General features: G+C 66.7%; 20 protein-coding genes and 4 tRNA genes. 13 read left to right on the plus strand and 11 right to left on the minus strand.

The annotated features are described in order from the left end of the window. Positions 1-653: 653 nt before the first annotated feature. On the plus strand, positions 654-917 hold the full coding sequence (locus ACYVLT_RS37480; RefSeq protein WP_461124905.1) for an integrase core domain-containing protein: 264 nt from the start codon (positions 654-656) through the stop codon (positions 915-917). Positions 918-1,157: 240 nt separating this feature from the next. Here ACYVLT_RS37480 and ACYVLT_RS37485 read toward each other — a convergent pair whose 3' ends face one another. Together ACYVLT_RS37485 and ACYVLT_RS37490 are read right to left on the minus strand one after the other, a co-directional pair. Continuing rightward, positions 1,158-1,550, minus strand: a complete 393-nt coding sequence (locus ACYVLT_RS37485) for a hypothetical protein (protein WP_461124906.1) — start codon at positions 1,548-1,550, stop codon at positions 1,158-1,160. Between the two features lie 55 nt (positions 1,551-1,605). Beyond that, the gene (locus ACYVLT_RS37490; RefSeq protein WP_461124907.1) at positions 1,606-4,083 is read right to left on the minus strand and encodes a NucA/NucB deoxyribonuclease domain-containing protein; all 2,478 of its coding nucleotides are present in this window, start codon (positions 4,081-4,083) and stop codon (positions 1,606-1,608) included. Between the two features lie 243 nt (positions 4,084-4,326). On the opposite strand from ACYVLT_RS37490, the gene ACYVLT_RS37495 reads away from it, so the two are divergent. From ACYVLT_RS37495 to ACYVLT_RS37515, 5 genes are all read left to right on the plus strand, one after another. Beyond that, positions 4,327-4,731, plus strand: a complete 405-nt coding sequence (locus ACYVLT_RS37495) for an integrase (protein WP_461124908.1) — start codon at positions 4,327-4,329, stop codon at positions 4,729-4,731. Positions 4,732-5,072: 341 nt separating this feature from the next. Then, on the plus strand, positions 5,073-6,293 hold the full coding sequence (locus ACYVLT_RS37500; protein ID WP_461124909.1) for a CHAT domain-containing protein: 1,221 nt from the start codon (positions 5,073-5,075) through the stop codon (positions 6,291-6,293). Positions 6,294-6,460: 167 nt separating this feature from the next. After that, a complete protein-coding gene (locus tag ACYVLT_RS37505; protein ID WP_461124910.1) occupies positions 6,461-6,784 on the plus strand; it encodes a hypothetical protein in 324 nt (107 codons plus the stop codon). Between the two features lie 379 nt (positions 6,785-7,163). Next, positions 7,164-7,844, plus strand: a complete 681-nt coding sequence (locus ACYVLT_RS37510; RefSeq protein ID WP_461124911.1) for an integrase — start codon at positions 7,164-7,166, stop codon at positions 7,842-7,844. 222 nt (positions 7,845-8,066) lie between these two features. Next, the gene (locus ACYVLT_RS37515; RefSeq protein ID WP_461124912.1) at positions 8,067-8,213 is read left to right on the plus strand and encodes a hypothetical protein; all 147 of its coding nucleotides are present in this window, start codon (positions 8,067-8,069) and stop codon (positions 8,211-8,213) included. Between the two features lie 116 nt (positions 8,214-8,329). Here the strand turns inward: ACYVLT_RS37515 and ACYVLT_RS37520 are convergent. From ACYVLT_RS37520 to ACYVLT_RS37535, 4 genes are all read right to left on the minus strand, one after another. Further along, positions 8,330-8,401: transfer RNA gene (locus ACYVLT_RS37520), tRNA-Val, on the minus strand. A gap of 49 nt (positions 8,402-8,450) precedes the next feature. Next, complete coding sequence (locus tag ACYVLT_RS37525; protein WP_461124913.1) at positions 8,451-8,879, minus strand: TIGR02611 family protein; 429 nt, start codon at positions 8,877-8,879, stop codon at positions 8,451-8,453. A 25-nt stretch (positions 8,880-8,904) separates the two neighbouring features. Further along, positions 8,905-9,699: an anti-sigma factor gene (locus ACYVLT_RS37530; RefSeq protein ID WP_461124914.1), complete on the minus strand. Its 795-nt coding sequence runs from the start codon at positions 9,697-9,699 to the stop codon at positions 8,905-8,907. Then, entirely contained in the window at positions 9,696-10,340 is a 645-nt protein-coding gene (locus tag ACYVLT_RS37535) for an RNA polymerase sigma factor (RefSeq protein ID WP_461124915.1), read from the minus strand. Before ACYVLT_RS37535 ends, ACYVLT_RS37530 begins: the two co-directional genes overlap by 4 nt. Positions 10,341-10,583: 243 nt before the next feature. Between ACYVLT_RS37535 and ACYVLT_RS37540 the strand changes: the two genes are divergently transcribed. The 4 genes from ACYVLT_RS37540 (at position 10,584) to ACYVLT_RS37555 (ending at position 11,434) form a co-directional block, all read left to right on the plus strand. Beyond that, positions 10,584-11,009: an SsgA family sporulation/cell division regulator gene (locus tag ACYVLT_RS37540; protein ID WP_360458820.1), complete on the plus strand. Its 426-nt coding sequence runs from the start codon at positions 10,584-10,586 to the stop codon at positions 11,007-11,009. Between the two features lie 146 nt (positions 11,010-11,155). Then, positions 11,156-11,228, plus strand: a tRNA-Gly gene (locus ACYVLT_RS37545). 58 nt (positions 11,229-11,286) lie between these two features. After that, positions 11,287-11,358: transfer RNA gene (locus ACYVLT_RS37550), tRNA-Cys, on the plus strand. 1 nt (position 11,359) lies between these two features. Continuing rightward, positions 11,360-11,434, plus strand: a tRNA-Val gene (locus ACYVLT_RS37555). A 36-nt stretch (positions 11,435-11,470) separates the two neighbouring features. On the opposite strand, the gene ACYVLT_RS37560 is transcribed toward ACYVLT_RS37555, so the two are convergent. After that, complete coding sequence (locus ACYVLT_RS37560; protein ID WP_461124916.1) at positions 11,471-12,661, minus strand: tyrosine-type recombinase/integrase; 1,191 nt, start codon at positions 12,659-12,661, stop codon at positions 11,471-11,473. A gap of 2,828 nt (positions 12,662-15,489) precedes the next feature. Here ACYVLT_RS37560 and ACYVLT_RS37565 point away from each other — a divergent pair. Beyond that, positions 15,490-15,744, plus strand: a complete 255-nt coding sequence (locus ACYVLT_RS37565) for a hypothetical protein (RefSeq protein ID WP_461124917.1) — start codon at positions 15,490-15,492, stop codon at positions 15,742-15,744. A gap of 60 nt (positions 15,745-15,804) precedes the next feature. On the opposite strand, the gene ACYVLT_RS37570 is transcribed toward ACYVLT_RS37565, so the two are convergent. Further along, the gene (locus ACYVLT_RS37570; RefSeq protein ID WP_461124918.1) at positions 15,805-16,971 is read right to left on the minus strand and encodes a hypothetical protein; all 1,167 of its coding nucleotides are present in this window, start codon (positions 16,969-16,971) and stop codon (positions 15,805-15,807) included. A 762-nt stretch (positions 16,972-17,733) separates the two neighbouring features. Further along, positions 17,734-17,991, minus strand: a complete 258-nt coding sequence (locus ACYVLT_RS37575; protein WP_461124919.1) for a hypothetical protein — start codon at positions 17,989-17,991, stop codon at positions 17,734-17,736. On the opposite strand from ACYVLT_RS37575, the gene ACYVLT_RS37580 reads away from it, so the two are divergent. Continuing rightward, positions 17,990-18,148: a hypothetical protein gene (locus ACYVLT_RS37580; protein ID WP_461124920.1), complete on the plus strand. Its 159-nt coding sequence runs from the start codon at positions 17,990-17,992 to the stop codon at positions 18,146-18,148. The genes ACYVLT_RS37575 and ACYVLT_RS37580 overlap by 2 nt on opposite strands. 615 nt (positions 18,149-18,763) lie before the next feature. Next, a complete protein-coding gene (locus ACYVLT_RS37585; RefSeq protein ID WP_461124921.1) occupies positions 18,764-19,558 on the plus strand; it encodes a helix-turn-helix transcriptional regulator in 795 nt (264 codons plus the stop codon). Between the two features lie 29 nt (positions 19,559-19,587). Here the strand turns inward: ACYVLT_RS37585 and ACYVLT_RS37590 are convergent, their stop codons facing one another. Together ACYVLT_RS37590 and ACYVLT_RS37595 are read right to left on the minus strand one after the other, a co-directional pair. Beyond that, entirely contained in the window at positions 19,588-20,604 is a 1,017-nt protein-coding gene (locus ACYVLT_RS37590) for a hypothetical protein (protein ID WP_461124922.1), read from the minus strand. 71 nt (positions 20,605-20,675) lie between these two features. After that, positions 20,676-21,317 carry a hypothetical protein gene (locus ACYVLT_RS37595; protein ID WP_461124923.1) on the minus strand — a complete coding sequence of 214 codons (642 nt, stop codon included), beginning with the start codon at positions 21,315-21,317 and terminating at the stop codon, positions 20,676-20,678. Between the last annotated feature and the right edge of the window lie 252 nt (positions 21,318-21,569).

Genomic DNA, 21,569 nt, shown 5'->3' on the forward strand with positions numbered 1-21,569 from the left:
AGGCGATCACGCCATAGAAACCGCCCGTGACCAGCGCATACTCAATTGGGCAACAGCGTCCCACAGGGCACCCTGCTCGCCTCGCACCGCGCACTCGTGGCCCGCAGGTGGGACTACTCCTACTCCGCGCGTCGACGCACCGGACGCCCACCGATACGAGCGGCGGTCAAGACGCTCGTGCTGCGACTCGCCAGGGAGGACCCGCGATGGGGTCATCGACGCATCCAGGGCGAACTTGGCCCGACTCGGCCACCACATCGCCCACTCGACCGTCTGGCGGATCCTGCACGACGCGGGTATCGACCCTGCACCACGCCGCACCGGCCCGACCTGGCGGGAGTTCCTCAACGCCCACGCCGAAGGCATCATCGCGGCCGACTTTCTCCACATCGACACCGTGCTCGGTCGAAGGCTCTACGCCCTGACGTTCCTCGAACACGACACAGGCGCCTGCACATCACCGCAGTCACCGCCCACCGACCCAATCCTGGACAACACAGCAAGCCAGGAACCTCACCGCAGACCTCGGAACGCGCAGGGAACTTCTGCGCTTCCTGCTCCCCGACCGCGACGACAAGTACAGCCAGGCCTTCGACGCCGTCTTCCACGCCGCCGACCTCCGCATCGTCAAGAGCGAGCCACAGGCACCGCGGATGAACGCCCAGTGCGAACCAGTCATCGGCACCATCCGACGCGAACTTCTCGACCACACCCTCATCACCTGCGAGAGCCACGCACGCCATGTCCTCAAGGCCTACGAGGACCTCTACAACCGACACCGCCCCCACCAGGCCCGCGACCAACTACCACCCGAGAGACAGCAGCACCCCGCCACAGTGCACGACCTCGACACCCACAGAGTGCTCCGCACCCGCATCCTCGGCGGACTCATCAACGAGTACAGACAAGCCGCCTGACCAGCAGCGATGAATTTTCGAGCGGCACACCTTTTGGGAGCGCGTCATCGCCTGACCCACCGCATGCACAGCCCTCGCCGCGCAAGGGTTGTGACGCGCAGCCGCGGCAGGGATGTGGTGACGAGCGGGGCCCGCTGGGCGCTGCTCCATGGCTGTGTGGTGCCTGAGGGTTGGACGCGGGCTGCCGATCTGCGGTGATCTGCGCCGACGCCACGCGTCAGCGGTCGACACCCGTTCTGGTCACGTCTTCCGCCAGAACCGGAAAAGATACCGCTGGTTGTGGGCGTAGGCGCGTACCCCGTAGTGACCCGCTGGGCCGACGGAGAGCCACTCGGCCTCGTCCTCCACGAGCGGGTTGATCTCGACGTCCCCGCTGTCGAGGGTCAACTCGACCGTTCCGGTCATGCTGTACCCCTCGGCCGTAGCGGGCGGCTCGCCGTCCCAGGACTCGACGGTGACCTCGGCAAAGTCCACACCGGTCCCCGTGACCACAGTGATCGAGTTGCGGCCCGCGAACAGCCAGCCGCTGTTGTAGTCCGGGACAACTTCCTGCGGTCCGCCGTCGTCGAGGAGGTCGAACGAGCGGCGCTCCACCGTCACCTCGGTGGTCACCTCGGCTGTCACTTCGGGCATGGACACCACCTTGCCACGGCCCGCTCCCCCGGGACGAGGAAGCGGGCCGCCGCGCTCAATTGTGGGCCTGGACGGACCCGTTGTCGATCGGTCGGGGCCGGGCGGCGTCGAGGTCGAACGACGCTCCCTTCACGGTGTCGCGGGTGATGACGGTTGTCGGGTGGGGCCCCGCAGCGAGCGGCCACAGCACGAGCCGTAGTGAGTCGGGATCGTCGTAGGCGTAGAGCACGAACCCGTGGGTGCCGCCCTCCATGACGCCCTTGACGGCGATCTTGTCGTCGGGCGTCACCACCAGCCATTCGAGCGAGGCCGATCTGACGTCGCCCACGGTCACCTTGCCGTTGCCCGGCACGGGTCCCTCGTCATGCGGCAGGTACTTCGGGTTGAACTGGAAGTGCGTCCTGCCGGGGTCGCTGTAGTGGCCGCCACCGGTGGCGAAGCCGGCGTCGGGGTCGTAGACGACGACCATGACCTCAGCGGTGTCGCTGCCGCTGTCGTCGTCGGTGACGCTGGTCCGGATCGTGTACATGCCGGGGTGAGCAAACGCGTGACCGGCAGCGCAGGTCAGGTCCTCGCCCTTGTAAGTCGAGGTCGTGCCGTCGTCCCAGTCAGTGACGCAGGTGTGGGTGTCGTTCGCCCCCGGTTCGGTGTAGGCGGCCACAAGGTTCACCGGCGTGCCCACGCGGAACACCTGCCACGGCGTCGGTGCGTGGATGCCGGGGACGTCCGGCGGGGTGTCGGCGGAGGGAACGACCTCCGGCCGGAGCCCTCCCAACCCCGGGCGGACGTTGGACAGCGTGACGATGGCGCTGTCCGAGACCGGGCCGTTGGCGCCGTCGCGGGCGGTCAGCGTGACGGTGAACGTGCCGTCGTCGGTGCAGCTCACGTTGGTCGCCGCAGACGTGGTGGTGCCGAACGAGCAGGTCGCGCCGGGGTCGACGCCGGGCCCTGGGGTGGCCGACCAGCCCAGGGCCAGGGTCGCGCCCTCCGGGTCGGAGGCGGACCCGTTGAGGACGACGGGCCTGCCCTCCAACCCGCTGACGTCCGGGCCCGCGTTCGCGGTCGGCGGCAGGTTGACCGGCGGGGTGCCGCCGTCGCCGTCCGGTTCGTCCTCATCCGGCGGGATCGCCTCGCACACCGCCGGCCCGGACGGTGGCGCGTTGGTGATGCGGACGAAGAAGCCGTCCTGCTGGTAGAGGACCCGGTCATCGCGGTAGTACTTCTTCAGCGCGTTACCCGCGCACCCGTTGTCCGCTTTCAACACGCCTTCAACGGAGAAGTCCCAGTCCTGCAGGGGTGGTTGGCAGCAGGCCGCGCCCTCTGCGGTGGAGGCGAAGGGATACTCGTCGCACTCCTGACCCTTGGAGGTGTCGTAGACGTCCGTCGGCAGCTTGGCGCAGGTGGAGCGCACGGTGTTGCGGTTGGCGGTGTAGCGCGCGTCCGGGTTGGCACGGCTGGCGTTGATCCGGTGTAGCGCGCGGAAGTCGTCCCGGTCGCCCGCGATGAACTTGCCGGGGATGAACTTCGGCCCCTCCGTGCGGGGGTACGTCTTGTGCGGCTGTCCGTCGCGCAGGCAGAAAGGCTCGTCCTGGGCGCACCGGATGTGCTCGGCGACCTCGTCCACAGCCTCCTCGTCGAGCGAGTACTGCAGGTGCGGTGTCACGTCGTCGAACACGCACGCCCCGCGCCGTTTGAGCCCGAAGTAGGCCGCGGAGTCGCAGCGGATGGTGTGGCGGTCGGAGTCGCCGTCGAGCAGGCGCATGTTCCAGCTGTCGATGACATAACCGTTGAACAGCCACTGGTGACGGGTGACCTTGTCGTCACGGGAGCTGCCCGAGCCGTCGGAGGTCACGTCGAAGCGAGTCCAGCGGCCGACCCAGTCCTTGATCTGCTTGCCGGTGTGGGCGGCGTCGTCGTGGCAGACGTTCTCGCCCTGGCACGCGACCCGTTGGTAGAGCGTGGACTCCGGCCGGATGTAGCCCTTCGGAGTCGGCCAGAAGTCGGCGTCGTCACCGCGGAAGAAGACGGTAACGCCCCGGTTGCCGTCGTCGCGCCCGTAGGCGACGGCGGAGTACTTCATGGTCATCGACGCGACCACTCGCGTCCCGGTCGGGCCGGTGGTGAAGCGCTTGGCCTCCAATGTCCAGCGCTGGCACCACAGGAAGCGGTTGTGCACGCGACCGGTGACGGAGTTCGCGCCGTCACTGTCGAGGCACTCCTGGAACTCGGTGCCTTCCGGTTCGGCCGGTGGCCGCCGCGGCGGTGTCGCGGCCGCCGCGGCGACCGAGTCCAGCGCGGACGTGTGCCCGAGTTCCCGGGCCTTCTGCCGCGCCGCCGCGTCGAGATCCCCCTCGGCCGTCGTGGTCACTTGGCGCGGCGCGCCCTTGTCGTCGAAACCGGTGTAGGAGACGGAACCGAAGGTCTGCGGCTCACCGGCTGTGGCGTCCCCCTGGGCGGGCACGGCGACGAGAGTCGCGGTAATTAGGGAGCAGGCGAGGATAAATAATGATCTTCGGATGGCCACGGTGATCATCCCCCCAAAGGTGGATCACAGGTAGTAATACCGACGGCTCGATCATGCCCGCATCGTGATAGTGAGCGCGGGAGAAACATTGGATGTGACTCACATCATAATCGTATTGCGGGGAGGCGCATTCGCGCCGCTATGGAATTTACGACGCCGACAGTAGAACGGTGTGGGGTGCCAGAACTCTGCACTAAGTCGCTGAGCTGCGACGATCGCGCATTCTGGACCTCCAGGGCATGATCGTGAGGTGTGGCGTTACGACTGCTCTACCTGATCGTCGTCCGGCTCGCCGGCTGGCTGACTTTGCTCAGCCGGTCAGCGGCGGCCAAGGACGTGGAACTGCTGGTGCTACGGCACGAGGTCGCGGCGCTGCGCCGGACCAACCCTCGCCCGCCGCTGGACTGGGCCGATCGCGTGGTACTCGCCGCATTGGTGCGCCGACTGCCACGACTGCTGAGGGAGCACCGGTTGGTGACGCCGGGCATCATCCTGCGATGGCACCGACGCCTGGTCGCAAAGAAATGGACCTACCGGACCGGACGCCCACCGGTCGACGACACCGTCGAGGCGCTGATCGAGCGGATGGCGCGGGAGAACACCGGCTGGGACTACCGCCGCATCCAGGCGAGCTGCTCAAACTCGGCCACCGAGTAGCCGCATCAACGCTTCGCCGCGCGCTCAAGCGCCTGCAAGTCCCTACCTGCGCCCCAGCGCGACACCGACACCTCCTGGCGACAGTTCCTGCACACGCAGGCCGCGAGCATGCTGGCCTGCGACTTCTTCCACATCGACTGCGCCATGATGCCCGAACGACGCCGCGCCGAACTCGCCGACACGGTCCGCGAGCTGGACGTGCACGGGCGCGAGGGGAGGCAGGTCGGGGCCGAGGAAGGCGTAGATGGCGTCCTCGATCGCTTCGCGAACTCACGACCGCCCGGCGCGAAGTCACCAAGTTCCGGCTGCTCACAGAGATCCATGGGCGTTGGCTCAGTGCCTTGGCATCGCATCTCGCGTTCGACACGCTAGACCCGTGGGAGGTGCTGCAGGTCACCGAACAGGCTCGGCTCGCTGCTTCTCGCTCGTCGGTGAAGCGAACTCCTACACCCGCGTTGAACGACCTGCTCACCGAGATGCGCTATCTGGCCCGAGAGCTGTCGTTGTCGACTCGGTCGAGCGTCGAGCAGTCGACGCTGCACACCCGACTGGAGCGACTGCGCGTGGATGCCGCGCTGCTGGGCTGGACCGAGAAGTCACCCGACGTTGTGAGCGCGGCCGACCTCCGCCACGCTCTCGGCAATCGGATCCTCGTCAGCTTCACCGTCTCCCGGGACGAACTTTCGGCACTCGTGATCGCCTCCAACGCGGCGCACATCGTGTCGTTGGGCCCGCCAGACGTCACAGCCGAAGCGGCGGCGAGGCTCCGTGCTGACCTCAGCGCTCTCGCGCTGGACGAAGCGCAGCGAGGGCCAGTCGGATCCGTGCTCAGAGCCTCGGCGCAGAAGGCGGCCCGGTGGCTCGACGATGCGTTGGTCAAGCCTTTGGTCGGACTCATCGGTGACCACGACTTGGTGATCCTGCCTGCTTGGGCGTTGCACACGGTGCCGTGGGGGTGCCTTGCCTCGTTGTCGAATCGATCGATCGTCGTGGCTCCATCCGCGACGATGTGGGCCACCCGCGAGCATCCTCGTGACGACGGCCGAGTCGTTGTCGTCGCGGGGCCGCACGCCAGCCCTGACGTGACGCAACTGGTCCACCATCACGCACATGCCGACCTGTTCACAGGTGACCGAGCGACAGGTGCGTCCGTTCTCGCCGCGATGGATGGTGCGCGCTTGGTTCATCTGGCTGTGCACGCTTCAAACCAACACGAGAACACCGCGCTTTCTGCGATCCAGTTGGTCGACCGGGCCGTGTTCGCTCATGAGTTCGTGGAACTGGCCCGCCCACCGGAGATAGTCGTGCTCGACGGCCCAAGCGTCGGCGCGGAGTGGCGGTACGGTCGGCAGCACGAGTTCGGACTGGCGGACGGCCTCTTGAGGGCCGGGGTGCGCACGGTCGTCGTTGCAGCCGGAGACGTCGGCGTGGCCGCCGGAGCGGAAGCAATGCGCGATATCCACACAGCTCTGGCACAAGGAGAATCGCCCGCCCGTGCTGTCGCCGAGGTGAGCAGACGCAACCCGTTCCACCGGCCGTATCTCTGCATCGGATACGGCTGACAGCTCCGAAACGTGCGGACGGCGACAGTCACCGTCAGCGACACCCTGTGCCTGCCGACAACCTCATCCATGCAGGTAGTAGACGTACGAAGCCCGATACCTCGAAGCGCTCACGGGCACGGTTGTCATCCGCCGCGGCATCGACCAGCACGGTATGATGACCGGCTGTGCCGCTCCGACTGGCCTACCTCGGTGTGACCAACGTGTTCGCGTTGCTGCGCCTGCTGCCCATGAGCGACCGGAATAAGGACGTCGAGATCATGGCGCTGCGCCACCAGATCATGGTTCTGGAACGCCAACTCGGAGACGCCCGCCCACGATTCTCCTTCGCCGACCGGGCGTTCCTCGCGGCACTGCTGCACCGACTCCCGGTGCAAGCGCTTCGTCGACTCCGCCTACTGGTACGTCCGGAGACGGTGCTCCGGTGGCACCGAGACCTCCTCGCCCGCCGCCGCCCTATGGGGTGCCAGAATTCTGCGCCTGGACGCTGAGCTGCGGTGATCGCGCACCATGAGCCGTATAGGCATGATCGCGAGGCATTGCGCTACGACGGCTGTACGTGGTCTTCGTCCTGTTGGGTGTCAGAATTCTGCACCGGCGTGCTGAGCTGCGACGATCGCGCACGCTGGGCCTCCAGGGCATGATCGTGAGGTGTGACGTTACGACTGCTGTACCTGATCTTCGTCCGAGTCGGTGCGTGGCTGGTTCTGCTCGGCCGGTCCTCTGCGACCAGGACGTGGAGTTGCTGGTACTGAGGCACGAGGTCGCCATGCTGCGCCGGACCAACCCCCGCCCGCGATTGGACTGGGCTGACCGTGCTGTACTCGCCTTGGTGCACCGACTCCCCGACTGCTGCGCGAGCACCGGTTGGTGACCCCAGGAACCATCCTGCGATGGCATCGAGGCCTGGTCGCGATGAAGTGGACCTACCCAAACCGCACCGGCAGACCCCCGGTCGGCGACACCATCGAGGCGTTGATCGAACGCATGGCGCGGGAGAACACCGGTTGGGGCTACCGCAGGATCCAGGGCGAACTGCTCAAGCTCGGCCACGGGTGGCCGCCTCAACGGTTTGCCGCGTGCTCAAGCGCCTGCGCATCCCGCCTGCGCCCCAGCGCGACACCGACACCTCCTGGCGACGATTCCTCCGCGCCCAGGCCCGCGAGCACGTTGCCCTGCGACTTCTTCCACGTCGACTGCGCCGTCACCCTCAAACGCGTGTACGTGTTCTTCGTGATGGAAGTAGCCACCCGCTACGTCCACATCTTCGGCATCACCACCCACCCCGATGGCCCCAGGACCACCCAACAGGCCCGCAACCTGTTCATGGACCTCGGCAACCGAGCCGACAGCTTCCGGTTCCTCGTCCGCGATCGAGCCGGTCAGTTCACCGCCTCGTTCGACGAGGTCTTCTCCGCCACCGGCATCCAGGTCGTGAAGATCCCACCACGATGTCCGCGAGCCAACGCCCACGCCGAGCGGTTCGTCGGCCCGTACGACGAGAAGCCGTCGACCGACTGCTCATCCTCAACGAACACCACCTGCAGATAGTGCTGGACCGCTACGCGGCCCACTACAACCACCGCCGGCCACACCGAGCACGCCAGCTCACACCACCACGACCGGACAAGCCAGCAGTAGGGCCGAGCTGCACGTCGATACGTCGCCGACCAGTTCTCGGCGGCCTGATCGACGAGTACGAACCCAGCCGCCTAACCGCAGGTCAAACCGTGTGATCCACTATTGGTACCCCACAGGATGATCGAGGACGGCGTGCCGGAGGTCCTGCAGCACAAGAGGATCGGGCACAAGTTCCGCGGCGTCATGGGCGTCTACTCCCACGTCACCCGCCCGATGATCGACGCGATGCTCGCCGGACTCCAAGCCCGGTGGGAGCAGTATGGGAGCAAAACCCTGTGACCCCTTCGGAGCAGCAAATGTGGTCAAGATCTTTTGCTCCCATTTTGCTCCCACGAACGATCAACGGCCCGCAGACGAAGATCGTCTACGAGCCGTTGACCAGGTAAAACACACTGTGGGCGATACTGGGATCGAACCAGTGACCTCTTCGGTGTGAACGAAGCGCTCTCCCGCTGAGCTAAACGCCCATATTCGGTTCTCACTCCCGCTCTCGCGGTGTGGCCATAGCCTACAACATCATCCCCGCGAACCAAAAATCGGGCTCTGCAACCAGGACCACTCAAGCCCGAACCAGCCACCTACCAGCGCGAACGCGCCGAGCAGCCAGCACGTCACGGCCACCACCAGGCCGGTGGCCGCCAGCACCAACCCCTTCACCAAGAGGTTCTGCCGCTTCAGCCACGCGATCCACGCGTCGTAGTAGCGCTTGGCGAACTTGAGCACCCGGCCCGCCCACTCGAACTCCGTGGCGAGGATCGCGAGACCGGCGAAGACGACCAACCAACCCGGTCCCGGGTACGGGATCATCAACACGCCGGCGACCAGCACCAAGCCACCGACCACGCCCACACCGATGCGGTAGGTCATGTTCAGCGCGGGGTTGCGGCGGAAGCCGCGGCGGTGCCCCGCGCCCTTGTCGGTGTCTTCGCGCTGCTCTGTGCTCATACGCACATCATCGCTCATTCGTGGCTCAGACGGGACCGACCTGGCCCGATGCCAGCACGGTCGACGGCTCCACCGGTGCCGCGCGGCCCTCTTCCAGCGAGATGCCGAAGCCGCGGTGCTGATGTGCGTCCGGCGACCACGTCAGCAGCCGCACGTCCGAATCACCCACCGTGACGTCGAACGTGGCCAACGCCACAGGCTTCTGCGTGCTGGTGCCCCACACGACGTAGATCTGCCGCGTGGCGTCGTTGGCCGGCAGCTTCATCGGCATGATCGCGGCGGCGTCGTCGTCGGACAGCAGCACCGCCAACGCGTCACCCGACGTGTTCTGCAACACAGCCCGGTTCGTCCCCGGGTCGGCCGCGATGCGGAGCGCGCGCTCAAGCTGTTCGGCCCGCACGTCCTGTTGCGCGACCTGATCGCTCAGCCGGTCGAACCGCACGCCCGCGACACCGATCCCGGCGACCACGACGAGCGCCGCGGCCGCCACGAGCAGCTTGCGCCCCCACCCACCGGACCGACGCCGCCTGGACTCCAACAGCACCGGCTCGACCCGTTCCTCGGGCACGTGCACCTGGGGTGTGTCCTCGATCGCGGCCATCAGCCGTGCCCGCAACCGCTCCGGCGGGTCGTACTGGCGGACCGACCCGCCCAGCGCCGCGGTCACCTCCTGGGTGGAGCGGACCGACTCCCGACACCGCGCGCACCCCGGCAGGTGGGCGCGCATCCGCGCTTCCTCGTCCGGTTCGAGCGCGTGCATCGCGAACCCGACCGCGAGCTCTTCCTGAGGGCACGCGTCGTCCCTCCGCTCCCCGGTCACCGCTGTGCTCCCGTCGTCCTGCCCGGCGCGTCGCCGCCGGTCTCCCCTGCCCACACCGAGTGCAGCACCGTGCGCAACCTGCGGATGGCGGCGAACGTGCGCGACTTCACCGTGCCCAGGGGTATGCCGGTCAATGCCGCGACCTCGATCTGCGTGTACCCGCCCAGGTAGGCCAGCGCGATCACCTGCCGCTGGTCGTCGGGCAGCCGTTTCAGCGCCTCCCGCACCTCGGCGCCGACCACGCCCGTCAACGCAGCGTGATCGGCCCCGTCCGCCGGCGCGACGTCGCGCTCCGTGACCTCGTCGGTCAGCGGCACACTTCGTCTACGCTGGGTGTTCTCCCGGCGCACCGCGTCGACCGCGCGGTGGTGCACCACGGTCATCAGCCACGTGCCGAAGCTGCCACGGGTGCGGTCGTAGGCCGCGGGGTTGCGCCACAGCGCCAGGAAGGCCTCCTGGACCACGTCCTCGGCCAGGCCGGGGTCGACGCAGATCCGCCGGGCGAGCGAGTACGCCGGTTTCGCGTACCGGTCGTAGAGTTCACCGAACGCCGTGCGGTCACCGACCGTCACCCGCGCGGCGAGTTCCACGTCAGTGGGACGCCGCTCGGGTTCGCGTCGCGGCGCGGGTGCGTCAGCCACCAGAGAGGTCCTCACGTCCAACATTCGCGCAACAGCCGGTACCGGGTTCAGGTTAAACCCAGCAAGATGGGAGCAGCCGGGGCCCAGTGGACACGGAACGCATCGAGGTGGTCGCCCAGTGGAGTTGCATGGCCCCAATCGGGTGATAAACCACGTAGAGTCGAGCGTTCCTCGCCACATATACGTCACAAGTAGAGAGCTCGGTCGTTCGATTGGCCGGGAAGGGAGAAGAGGGTAACGACGATGCGCAACGACCACGTGACACTCCGCTCAACAGCGGTCTTCGACCTGCTGGCGCCGAGGACTCCGGCCGTGCCGGTGCAGGTGGAGCTTCGCTATGACACGAAAGACCCGTACGCGGTAGTCGCCGCGTTCCGCACCGGCCGTGCCGGTTGGGTGGAGTGGGTGTTCGCCCGCGACCTGCTCGCCGACGGCCTGATCGCCGACGCGGGTGACGGCGACGTCCGAATCCGCCCGGCCGCCGACGACCCCGAGGTCGTGGTGATCGAACTGAGCTCCCCGTCGGGCCACGCCATGTTCGAAGCGTCCGCACAGGAACTGGCCGACTTCCTCGACCGGACCTACGACGTCGTGGTGCCCGGGAACGAGCACCTGTGGGTCGACGTCGACGAGGCCCTGACCCACCTGATCTCCAACGATCTGATGTAAAAGTGCAGGTAGCGGGCCTGCGCAGGGGTCAACGCACCCCCGATTTGATCCCGCTGCGGTGCATGTAATAAAGTTCCTCTCGCACCGGGGAACACCGGAACGACAAGCCCCAAAAGGGCAAAAGTTTCGGGAAATCCACGGGGCATGCGGATGTAGCGCAGTTGGTAGCGCATCACCTTGCCAAGGTGAGGGTCGCGAGTTCGAGTCTCGTCATCCGCTCGGCAGAGGGCCCCTTGGGCTCAGGCCTGACTCCTGGGTGCTAGCCTTCGGGAATCGTGGCGGAGTGGCCGAGTGGCTTAGGCAAGGGCCTGCAAAGCCCTGTACACGGGTTCGATTCCCGTCTCCGCCTCGGACGATTAGCTCAGCGGGAGAGCACTACCTTGACACGGTAGGGGTCACTGGTTCAATCCCAGTATCGTCCACCATCTATAAACGCAGGTCAGACAGCCCGTCGGTGATCTTCACCGGCGGGCTGTTCTGCTGTCGTGGGAGCAAATTGGGAGCAAACGATCATGGAGTGATCGTCGACACCGTATGTGGTCACCCCTCCCGGACCAGTAGGAGCGACCAGCGAACGCTCCCACCGACGCTGCAGACCGGCGAGCATCACGTCCACCATGACCTGCGTCACATGTGAGTATGCCCCGGACCCCTGCCATCCGGTGTCCGAGTCGCTTGCATTGGAGGATCTCCGGCACGCCGTCCTCGATGAGCCACGTCTTGTGCTTATGACGTAGGTCATGGAAGTGCAGACCAGGGTGGATGGGCGCGCACCCTCGGCTCCGATCGCCGTTGACGAGGGGCAGCCAGACCCGCCGCCGGAAGTTCGACCGGCGCAGCAACCCGCCGTCCAGACCGGTGAACACGTGGTCCTGCATCCGGCCAGCCCGATGCTCGGTGAGCAGGTTCACCAGGAACGGCGGCAGGTGCACCGTGCGGACACCGGCCTTCGACTTCGGCGGCCCCAGCTCCAACCGGCCGCCCACCTCGTGCAGCGCCCCCTTGTCCGGGTCAATAGTGATGACCCCGCGGGCCAGGTCCACCCGGCCCCACCGCAGCCCGGCCAGTTCACCCCACCGCAGCCCCGTGTACGCCGCCGTAACGACCAACACGCTGTCCGCGGGCGAACACCGCTGCGCCATCGTCCGCACCTGCCACGGCGAAGCATGAGGCCGCTCGTCATGATCACCGGTGTTGACCCGCAGCCGCCGACACGGGTTCGCCCCGATCAACCCCTCGTCGACCGCCTCACCCAGCAACATCGACAACAGTGTTACGACATCACCCACGGTGCGTTCCGCCAACGACCGGCGCAGCGTCTTGACCCACCCCTTCACCGCGATCCGCGAAATTTCCTTTAACGGCACGTCACCGAACCGCGGCAGCACATGGTTGCGCAGGTGCGAGTCGTACTTCGCCCACGTCGTCGCGCTCACGTCATGGGCGTCCGCCCAGGTAGGTACCCACTCCCCCAGCGGGAGGCTGCCCACCGAGGGGTCCACGAACGTTCCCCGACGCTGATCCGACTCGATGTCCCTCGCCCGACCGACCGCCATCGAACGATCGGTGAACCCGGTCTCCGACCCCAGGGAACCGTCCGGCAACCGGTACCGCACCCGGAAACCCGAACCATGCTTCTCCACCCACGCCATACCCGTCACTCCTCGCCGACGACGAAACCGCGCCCCAGCGGACGCAGCAGGTATGGACGCTCCATAAAGGACCGGTGTCAACCCGTATGTGGTCACCACACCCATCCGAAGCCGAGTGTCCGTCAATCACCGATCCGACATCACCTCCACTACGGAACACAGCAGGACGAACCTTCCGCAGCACAAACGTCGGGTGCTACAGCTTTGACCGGGACCGGGACCGGGACCGGGACCGGCGACCACGAGCGGGACGCGACCCTCCGCTGACGATCGCGCGCAGATCCTCGGCCGAGAACCGAAGATGCTTACCGACGAACGTGCACGGAACCTCACGACGACCCGCCTTGCGTCGAAGCCACGACTCCCGCACCGCCAACAACTCCGCTGCACGCGCCGGCGTGAACACCAACGACTCCCCGCCACCGGTGGCGGGCTCGAGGCTCGTCTCCGTGCCGACACCCCTATCCGAAGCAACCATCGTTCCTCCGCGGAAGCTCAGTGCGCTCGCCACCGACGAGCGCGTCTACCCCTGAACTCCGCGAAAAGGCACCGCAGGGGACATTCGGCACCGCACTCAGCGAACACTTCAACCAAACGGGCTACGTCACTGATCAACGCATCGCCGGCAGATCAGGGGATCGGCTCTCGCCATCTACGCCGCCGAACCCCTTCGGCCTTCGAGCAGGTGTTACACCTGCTCGCGTCCTGGCCGCATGTCACGAGGCCGACATTTCGACCCGGTCGCTGCCAACATCTGACGACCGCCGAGGTGGCCGGCACCGCGCCCGCAGCAGGGAGCTGCCAGCCGCACCCAGGCACGACTGCGGCGATCGACTGGGCGCGCGCGGCGGTGGACAGCATGGACGTCCTCGCACTCAAAGAGGGGGTCTGACTGGGCCAGTCCGTGGACCGGGGCTGTGACGAGGCTGACCGGCTTGCGGTTCCTGATTCACGTTCGGGTCGGCCAACGCCGGACAGCGCGAGCCTGCATCCCATGTCGCTGCGAGCCGAACTCGACATCGCCGATCCCCACAGCCACGGCAAATCTCCCGGATATCGAGACGAGGTTCTTCTCGTTCACCTTCCCCCCGACGGAGCGACACTCACCGCAGCGATCACACCCACCGACGAGCCGGAGCAACTTCGGCCGATCGCAGGGGCACGGCTGCGCAGCCGGGACCTCACCGACCCCGCCCGCCCGACCGAGACGTGGACACGGCAACTGCCGCCGGAAGAGGTTCGCCGATTCGCGTACCGCCCGGACGACGGGCTCTTCGCCGCCTACTCGACCACCAGGACGCTACGGCTACAGCACGTCGACAGGGGCCGGGTCGTGGACGAGCCGGTGATCGCGCGCGTCAGCAGCGGTGGTGGTGGTCCGATGGCCTTCAGCGCCGACGGAACCCGTCTCGTCCTAATCGCACGACCCGTGGCCGACGGGTCACACGAGTGGCGCCCCGAGATCTGGAACCTGACCGACCCACACACCCGTCCGGCAGTCGTACCTGCCAGGCGACGACTCCATCCTCGCCTTCTCAACACTCGCGTTCAGCCCCAACAACGAGACTCTTGCCGTCGTACGACCGGGCGTCGGGGTGGACCTGCGGGAGACCGACCCCGCGAGCATCGCCAAGGACCTCTGCAACGCGGCAGGTAATCCAATCACCCGACGGCAATGGGAGCAGTGCTTGCCGGACCGACCCTACGAGCCTCCGTGTCAATGACCAACCGATCACTCGATCAGCACGGAAGGTGAGGCGCACGGCGGACCCACACGACACGGGCAGGGCCGTGTTCTGGGCGGCTGAATCGGCCTGACGAAATCGGTTCGGCCCAACCAACAGCGCGTCCTGCGGAACGCACTTACCCCAGTCACCGAAACGGCATGACTGAGGTTACGCACGCAACGACCAACACCACTTGACATATCAAAGCAACACAGTGCCACCCCGACGCCCTATGTTGTGACCAACGACAGGTTACGCAACGCCGACAGTGCAACAATAGAAGTAAATATCGCCGCCACAGAGCACTTCAGAGTTACAGAAGTGCTCAGCCCGCAACGCCGTCCGACCGCCCTGCCGTCACCGCCATTGACCTGCGGTTTCACGCCGTTCGGCGCAGTTGAGCGCGCCTCGATGAGCACTTCGGTGTGAATGAAGCCGACATAACGCCTCTGCCAGTAGGAATAGAATTAGCGCGGGAAAAACGCGACTATTGGGAGCCGTTGAATGCGGTCCGACACCGTTGTACGCGTTCTACGGCTCCCAGTTTGCTCCCACGGTCCGCTCCCACGTGTTCGCTGGAACCCTCCCACTGCCGCCCGATGCAACAACCGCCGCCCGGCAGTGCGACGCCAGGCGAGCTCGACTACCTGCTCAACGACACGAGGCCTCCGACGTTAGCGCAGCTAGAGTCTCTGCGCTGACTCCGACACCCCACAGGTTCGAGTGCACAACCCGCCACCGGACCTCTACGCAGGCCGACGTCGAGGACACGGCAGCCTCCCACGGCCGCCGCGCAACGCAATGGACCCGCCGCTGGCCGGTCCGCCCCTACCGGCGCAACACCTGCCTCAACCCGGCGCCCACGCTGACGGCGGATGCGAACACAAGGAGCGAGTCGTGCCCGCCCACATCAAGGGGTCTGCCGACAAGCCCCTCGTCACGATGGACAGGGTGCATATCCGGGACACCCCGCCTCCACTGCAACCGTGAAGCCCGATGAACTCCCGAATCCTCGAACCATGGATTCTTTGGGGATGCAGCCTGACACCTCGGCCCTTCAGGGGCATGCTTGTAGCTCAGCGGCCATGCGTTTCACGCTTCATGATCACGACAGGGGCCGTGCAAGCTCGATCAACTAGATTCGCCGAGGCGATCATCCAACCGCCGCGGTGCCGCAACGTCGCGCTCACTGCCGACAACCGCGCAACCCTGACCCACCACCTGGAGCGGTTAGACGACCTGTTCGGCGCCGCCGAGGCGCTCGCGCCGTACCCGCGACACCGGCTGCGGCGGCGCACCGAGATCGCCAGCACCACCTGGGGTCGTTACGCAGCTGGTGATCACAATCGGTTGTAACCGGCGCACAGCGCCTACCCGGTCGATATCCCTCTCTGGTGCGCTCGAAGCCGCCGCCGCTCAGATGACGTGGGGGTTCCGTTTCCGCGCCAGAACCCATACGTAATACCACTTGTTGTCGCGCAGCGTTCGTATGTTGTTCTCCGTTGCGGCATGGATGATGCCCCATAGACTCCCGCTCGCACCAGCGGTGGCGATCGCCGCCTGCATCGCGGGTCCGTACACGGCGACGAGCACCGCGCCGACGGTCCCGATCGCGGCGCCGGAGACGGCTACGGCCCGCTTGCGCTTCACCTTCGTCATCTCGGACTGAACGGCCCGGATCTCCTCCTTGATCTGGAGTCCGTGCTTGACGAGCTCGCGTTCCGACTGAACGGCGTCAAGGGCATCGTCCATGTCGTTGAATGTCAGCCGGAGAAAGTCTCGAAACGCTGCGTAGGAGGCGAACTCCTGCGTGGTGATGTCGCTGAAGTCGCGGAGGTCGACGCCATCGACGAACGGGAGGTCGACTGTCAGCATAGGCCGCACCAGACGGCTTTTCAGCGGGCTGGCACCGGAGGCGTCCACAGCCCTGCGATCCCTGATCAGATAGTCGACGCCCGGGTAAGGCTGGTGAGCGTACAGGTGCTTTTTGTCGAGCTGATAGCCCGAACGCACAGAACCAGAGGCCGATCCGGTCGCGTAGCAGGGCAGATACCAGGCCAGCCCCGCCTTGAGCAGCGACTCAGCACTCAGAATCCACTCGCCCAGATGCGTCAGCTTCGGGCAGTACATGCCGTACCACTCCTCACTGAGCCACACGGTGTCATCAAGTCCGTCCAAGTGGTTGCTGTATATTTCGCCCATTTGGTCCCCGTCCAGGATGAAGTCCTCATACCTGTCACGCTCGCTCCTCGCCCACCGCGTGTGATTCTTCTGCACACCAAGGGCGTGAAACTGTCCCGAAACAGTGTGCGTCAGAAGGAGCGTGTCCGAAATCAACGTGGCGCGCTTGGTGATGGTATGGAAGTCCTGGCCGGTGTGGTCGGTCGCCAACGCAACGGTGAACGTCTCGCTCTTGAGCTTCTGCTCGTCGACCACCGCGGCGTTCCGGCGACTCCACATGGCCCGGCCGTACGCCTCGGCAACCCGACCCGGCGACATGCGGTGTACCCGACTGGACCTGAAAAACCTTCGCATGTGCTTGGCGACAACTTCGTTCTGCACAACCTGTCGACGACCGAACATGAATACAGCGTATAGACAGCGGGGCCATAGGATCGAGATCACCCGCGCGCTGGGGCTGTGCCTGCCGATAACTCCATCCATGCAGGTTGAAGCCGTGCGTAGCGTGAGGGGCCGAGGTGCTCGTGAGTACGACTGCAGGTCCGCAGCGCCCTAGGCTGACACGGCATGATGACCGACCGTGCTGCTCCGACTGGCCTACCTGAGCGTGACCAACGCGTTCGCGTTGCTGCGCCTGCTGCCCATGAGCGACCAGGAATAAGGACATGGAGATCCTTGCGCTGCGCCACCAGATCACGATCCTGGAACGCCAACTCGGAGACGCCCGCCCACAGTTCTCCCCCGCCGACCGGGCATTCCTCGCGGCACTGCTGCACCGACTCCCGATGCAAGCGCTTCGTCGACTCCGACTACTGGTGCGCCCGGAGACGGCGCTCTGGTGGCATCGAGACCTCCTCGCCCACCGCCACGCAGCCACATCCCCTCCACGAGTCCCGTCCGACCACGGACCATCCGCTCGATCCGCCTCCTGGTGCTGCGCCTGGCACGGAAGAATTCGACCTGGGGCTACCGCCGCTTCCACGGCGAACTCCTCGTACTCGGCATCAAGGTCGCCGTATCCACCGTCTGGCAGATCCTCCAAGACGCCGGGAGCGACCGACACACGAACGCACCACGACGACCTGGTCAGCCTTCCTCTGCTCCCAAGCCGACGCGCTCCTGGCCTGCGACTTCTTCGAGACCACCACCCTCAGCGGTACCCGCCTATACGTGCTCGCGGTGATCGAGCACGCCAGCCGCCGGATCCACGTGCTCGGCGCCACCGCGTACCCGACCGCCTCCTGGGTCACCCAAGCCGCCACGAACCTCGCCATGGATCTCGAGGACGCGGGTAGTTCCGCGCGGTTCGTGATCCGCGACCGCGACGGCAAGTATCCCCGCCCTGTTCGACGCCGTCCTCACCGACGCCGGCATCCAGATCGTCTTCAGCGGCGTCCGGATACCGCGGATGAACGCGATCATGGAACGCTGGATCCGCAGCTGCCGCCGCGAACTCCTCGACCGCACCCTCATCTGGACCAACCGCACCTACTCCACACCCTGCGCGGATACGAGAAGTACTACAACGCCCACCGACCCCACCAAGGCATCACCAACGCACGACCACTACGCCGACTGACCAGCACGGACGACGTTTCGGCAGGCACACGCACCTGTTCGCCCCACGAGCGGAATCTTCCGCGCGCCATCCGAGGCCCGGTCTGGGCCGCCTCCTGCGTCGGTGGCGTCGGCTCCCGATCGTTGATCCGGTACGGTGGCACCGCGACCTCCTCGCGCGCCGCCACGCCGCCAGGTCCCGCCCCAAGTGGCCCGGCCGTCCACGGACCAACCGCTCGAACCGGCACCTGGTGTTGCGTCTGGCACGCGAAAATCCTGCCTGGCTACCGCCGTGTCCACGGATAACTCCTCGTACTCGGCATCAAGGCCACAACCTCCGCTGTCTGACAGATCAGTTGGCACGGCATCCTGGGGACGACATTCTCGGCAAGCGCACCGCCACGGTGGTTGCGCTGAGCACCAGACGGGCGCGTTGCACCCCGTGCCCGTCGCACAGGCTCCTGATGCGGGCCGCAACGCGCGCGTGGTGTCGGCGGTTCCTCGTCGCGCCGGCGGACGCCTGGTGACACCGAAGCCCGGTTACCGAAACCCGATCGAGTGAAGCTCCCAGTGGATGGGCGCGATGTCGTGACGCTCGTCCGTACCGTTGGGATCCTTACTCCGGTATGGGGGCGTCATGTCCGGTTCGCTGGCTGACCGTGACCTGCGGGCATTGGTGGCGGTGATCGAAGATGCGCGGAGGGACGAGCCGGGTCCCGCTGTGCCGTGGGCGCTGCTCGACGGTCTGATGGGCTTGATCCGCTCGGACCACGTCGGGCTGGTGGAACTCGATGTCGTCGGTCACCGGGCGTTGACCGAGCAGTTCGTCCACGAGGGGGCCGCACCGCTGGTCAGGTTGGCGCTGGACGACGAGACGCCCGAGTCCTCGGAGCCGGCCGAGGACGAGTTCTTCTGGCGGCACATGTGGAGTTTCATCGCCCCGATCGATCCTCATCGCACCGGGGAGTTCCAGGGTGTGTTCCGCTGGACGGACCTCTACACCCCGACGGAACTGCGCGACCAGCCGCTGTACGCGGAGTTCTTCGCGCCGGAACTCAAGCACGCCATGGCCGCCTGCCTGCCCGCCGCACCCGGACGCACCCGCAGGGTGTTGTTCCGCCGCTACAGCGGCCGGGACTTCAGCGACCGCGACAAGCTCATCCTGGAGCTGCTCCGGCCACACCTCTACGAGGTCTATCTCCACGCTCGACGCGGCAGGGAAGGGGCGCCGCGGCTCACCACCCGGGAATGGCAGGTGCTGGAGTTGGCGGCGCAGGGCCACAGCAACGCCGACATCGCCCGGTTGTTGTTCGTGTCGCTGAGCACGGTCCGCAAGCACATGGAGCACATCTTCGACCGGACCGGAGTCCGGACGCGCAGCGCGGCGGTCGCACGGATGATGCCGTGGACCGCCGCCGCACGACGCCGCTGACGGATCGGAGGGCCGGCAACGGCTCCGGCTCACTCTTCGAACTGGCAGGCTACGCGTTCGCCAGGCTTCGCGGGCACCGTCGCGGTGATCCGCATCCGGTTGTTGGCCTCGTCCCGTTCGGCGACCTCCCCGGCGGGGTCCACGGTGACAACGACGACCGCCTTGTGCCCCAGGACGACCGGGATCGTGAAGGACGACGGACCGATCGCCGACCGGTAGGCCACCGCTGTGCCGGTGTCCCCGCGTGCCGCGACGCCCACCTTCGACGTGCCGATCTTCGCGCCGTCGTGCACGAGCAGGAACTTCACCCGGACCTGATGGCGCCCGCCCGCCTTGACGAGTTCGCAACCGGCTCCCCGGGCCGAGGGGGCGAGGTCCGCTTGTCGGATTGGTGCCTGTCCTTCCACCGCCAGGTACGACGGCGGTCCCGCGAGGTTCTGGTTGACGACCAGCCTCGCCCGCCTGGTGCCGGCCTCGGACGGCGCGAACCCGATCCGGAGGAGGCACTTCTCGCCGGGCGCGAACTGCCGGTGTTCACACTGCCCCCGGTGTTCGAACTCCTGTGCCGCCGGCCCGTCGAAGCCGATCTTGTCGATCCGCAACGGTGAGGTGCCGGTGCTGCGGATGGTCACCGGATCCGGACACCCGGCGGGTGTGCAGGTGAGCGGCCCGGCGGGGACCACCTCGATACCGGGCGCGCCCGCCTCGGCGGCGGAGCCACGCACCACGGGCGGGTCGCGGTCGACCACCGCGGCCACGCCGGGAAGCGACGGAACCAGGTCCTCCAGCGCCCGCACCTTCCGAGCGGTCGCGAGTCCACTGTAGACGACCAGGATCGCCGCCACCGTGACCGCGATTCCCACAGTCGCCCGCAACCGCCAGTACGCGCCCGCGGCTCCGACCAACTGCGGGAGCACGGCACCGAGAACCAACCCCGCCAGGTTCCAGTACCCGGACGCGGAACCCTGCGGCACATGCTGCACCGCATCGGTGACCACCGCGCCGCAAACACTTCCCACCGCGGCCAACCCGGCAGCGATGCCCACGTGTGCCCCTTCACCGGCCGTGCGGACGGCGGCCGGGGAGGGATTGTGGTGTCTTTGGCCGACCATGACGATCAGCAGCCGTTCAGCTTGGCCATGACGAGTTTGGTGATGGCTTCCTTCGTGAAGCCGGCCAGCTTGTCCTTGGCCTGGTCCCACCAGGGTTGGCTGTCCGGCCAGCCGATGTCGCACCCAACGGTCCGGTCGAAGTGGATCAGAACACCCGGCACGGTGGCCGTGCAGGCCTTCGCGTTGTGGATGGCGAGCCGCTCGCCGGTACCGACCGGTCCGCCGCGGGGTCCGCCCAACAGCGTCCATTCGAAGACCGGTGTTACGGACCAGCCGAGGTTGATGCCGACGGTGCGTTCCTCGTAGCGCAGGTACGACGGCGCGATGCCGTAGCCCAGCGCGATCCGCTCGCCGTACTTGACCGGACCGGTGTCGGCTCCGTGCCGGGTGAAGAACCACCGGGACACCTTGAGCCGGGTGGCCGGCTCGGCGTCGTCGGTCCAGCCGAGGTTGATGCCGAAGGTCTGCTTCTCCCACCGGAGGTACTTGCGCGGCGGGCTGCCCTTGAGGCTGTAGTTGCGGGCGGAACCCTCCGCGAAGTTCCGCTGCGGCAGCACGGGCACCGCCGGTCCCGACCCGATCGACCAGATCTTGTACGACTGGGCGAGCTTCGTGATCACGTCGTCTACATTCGAGGTGTTCGTCATGTCCACAGCGTGCGTTCCAGCAGGCACGGTCAGGTATTCGCCTTCAGGCGTATTTCCATGGACTCACAGAACATGAAACCGGCTCGACAATCATGCCTGGTCGGCAGGGTGTGCCACTGCATTCCCGGACACCGTCGGACGGCGTAGCGTGGACCGCAGGGGGTGGTGGCCTATGACCGCGACTCTTTCCGACTGGGACCTGCGCCGTCTCGTGTCGGTCATCGAGGACGGGCGCCGCGACGAGCCGAACCG

This window comes from Saccharothrix stipae (assembly GCF_054781895.1).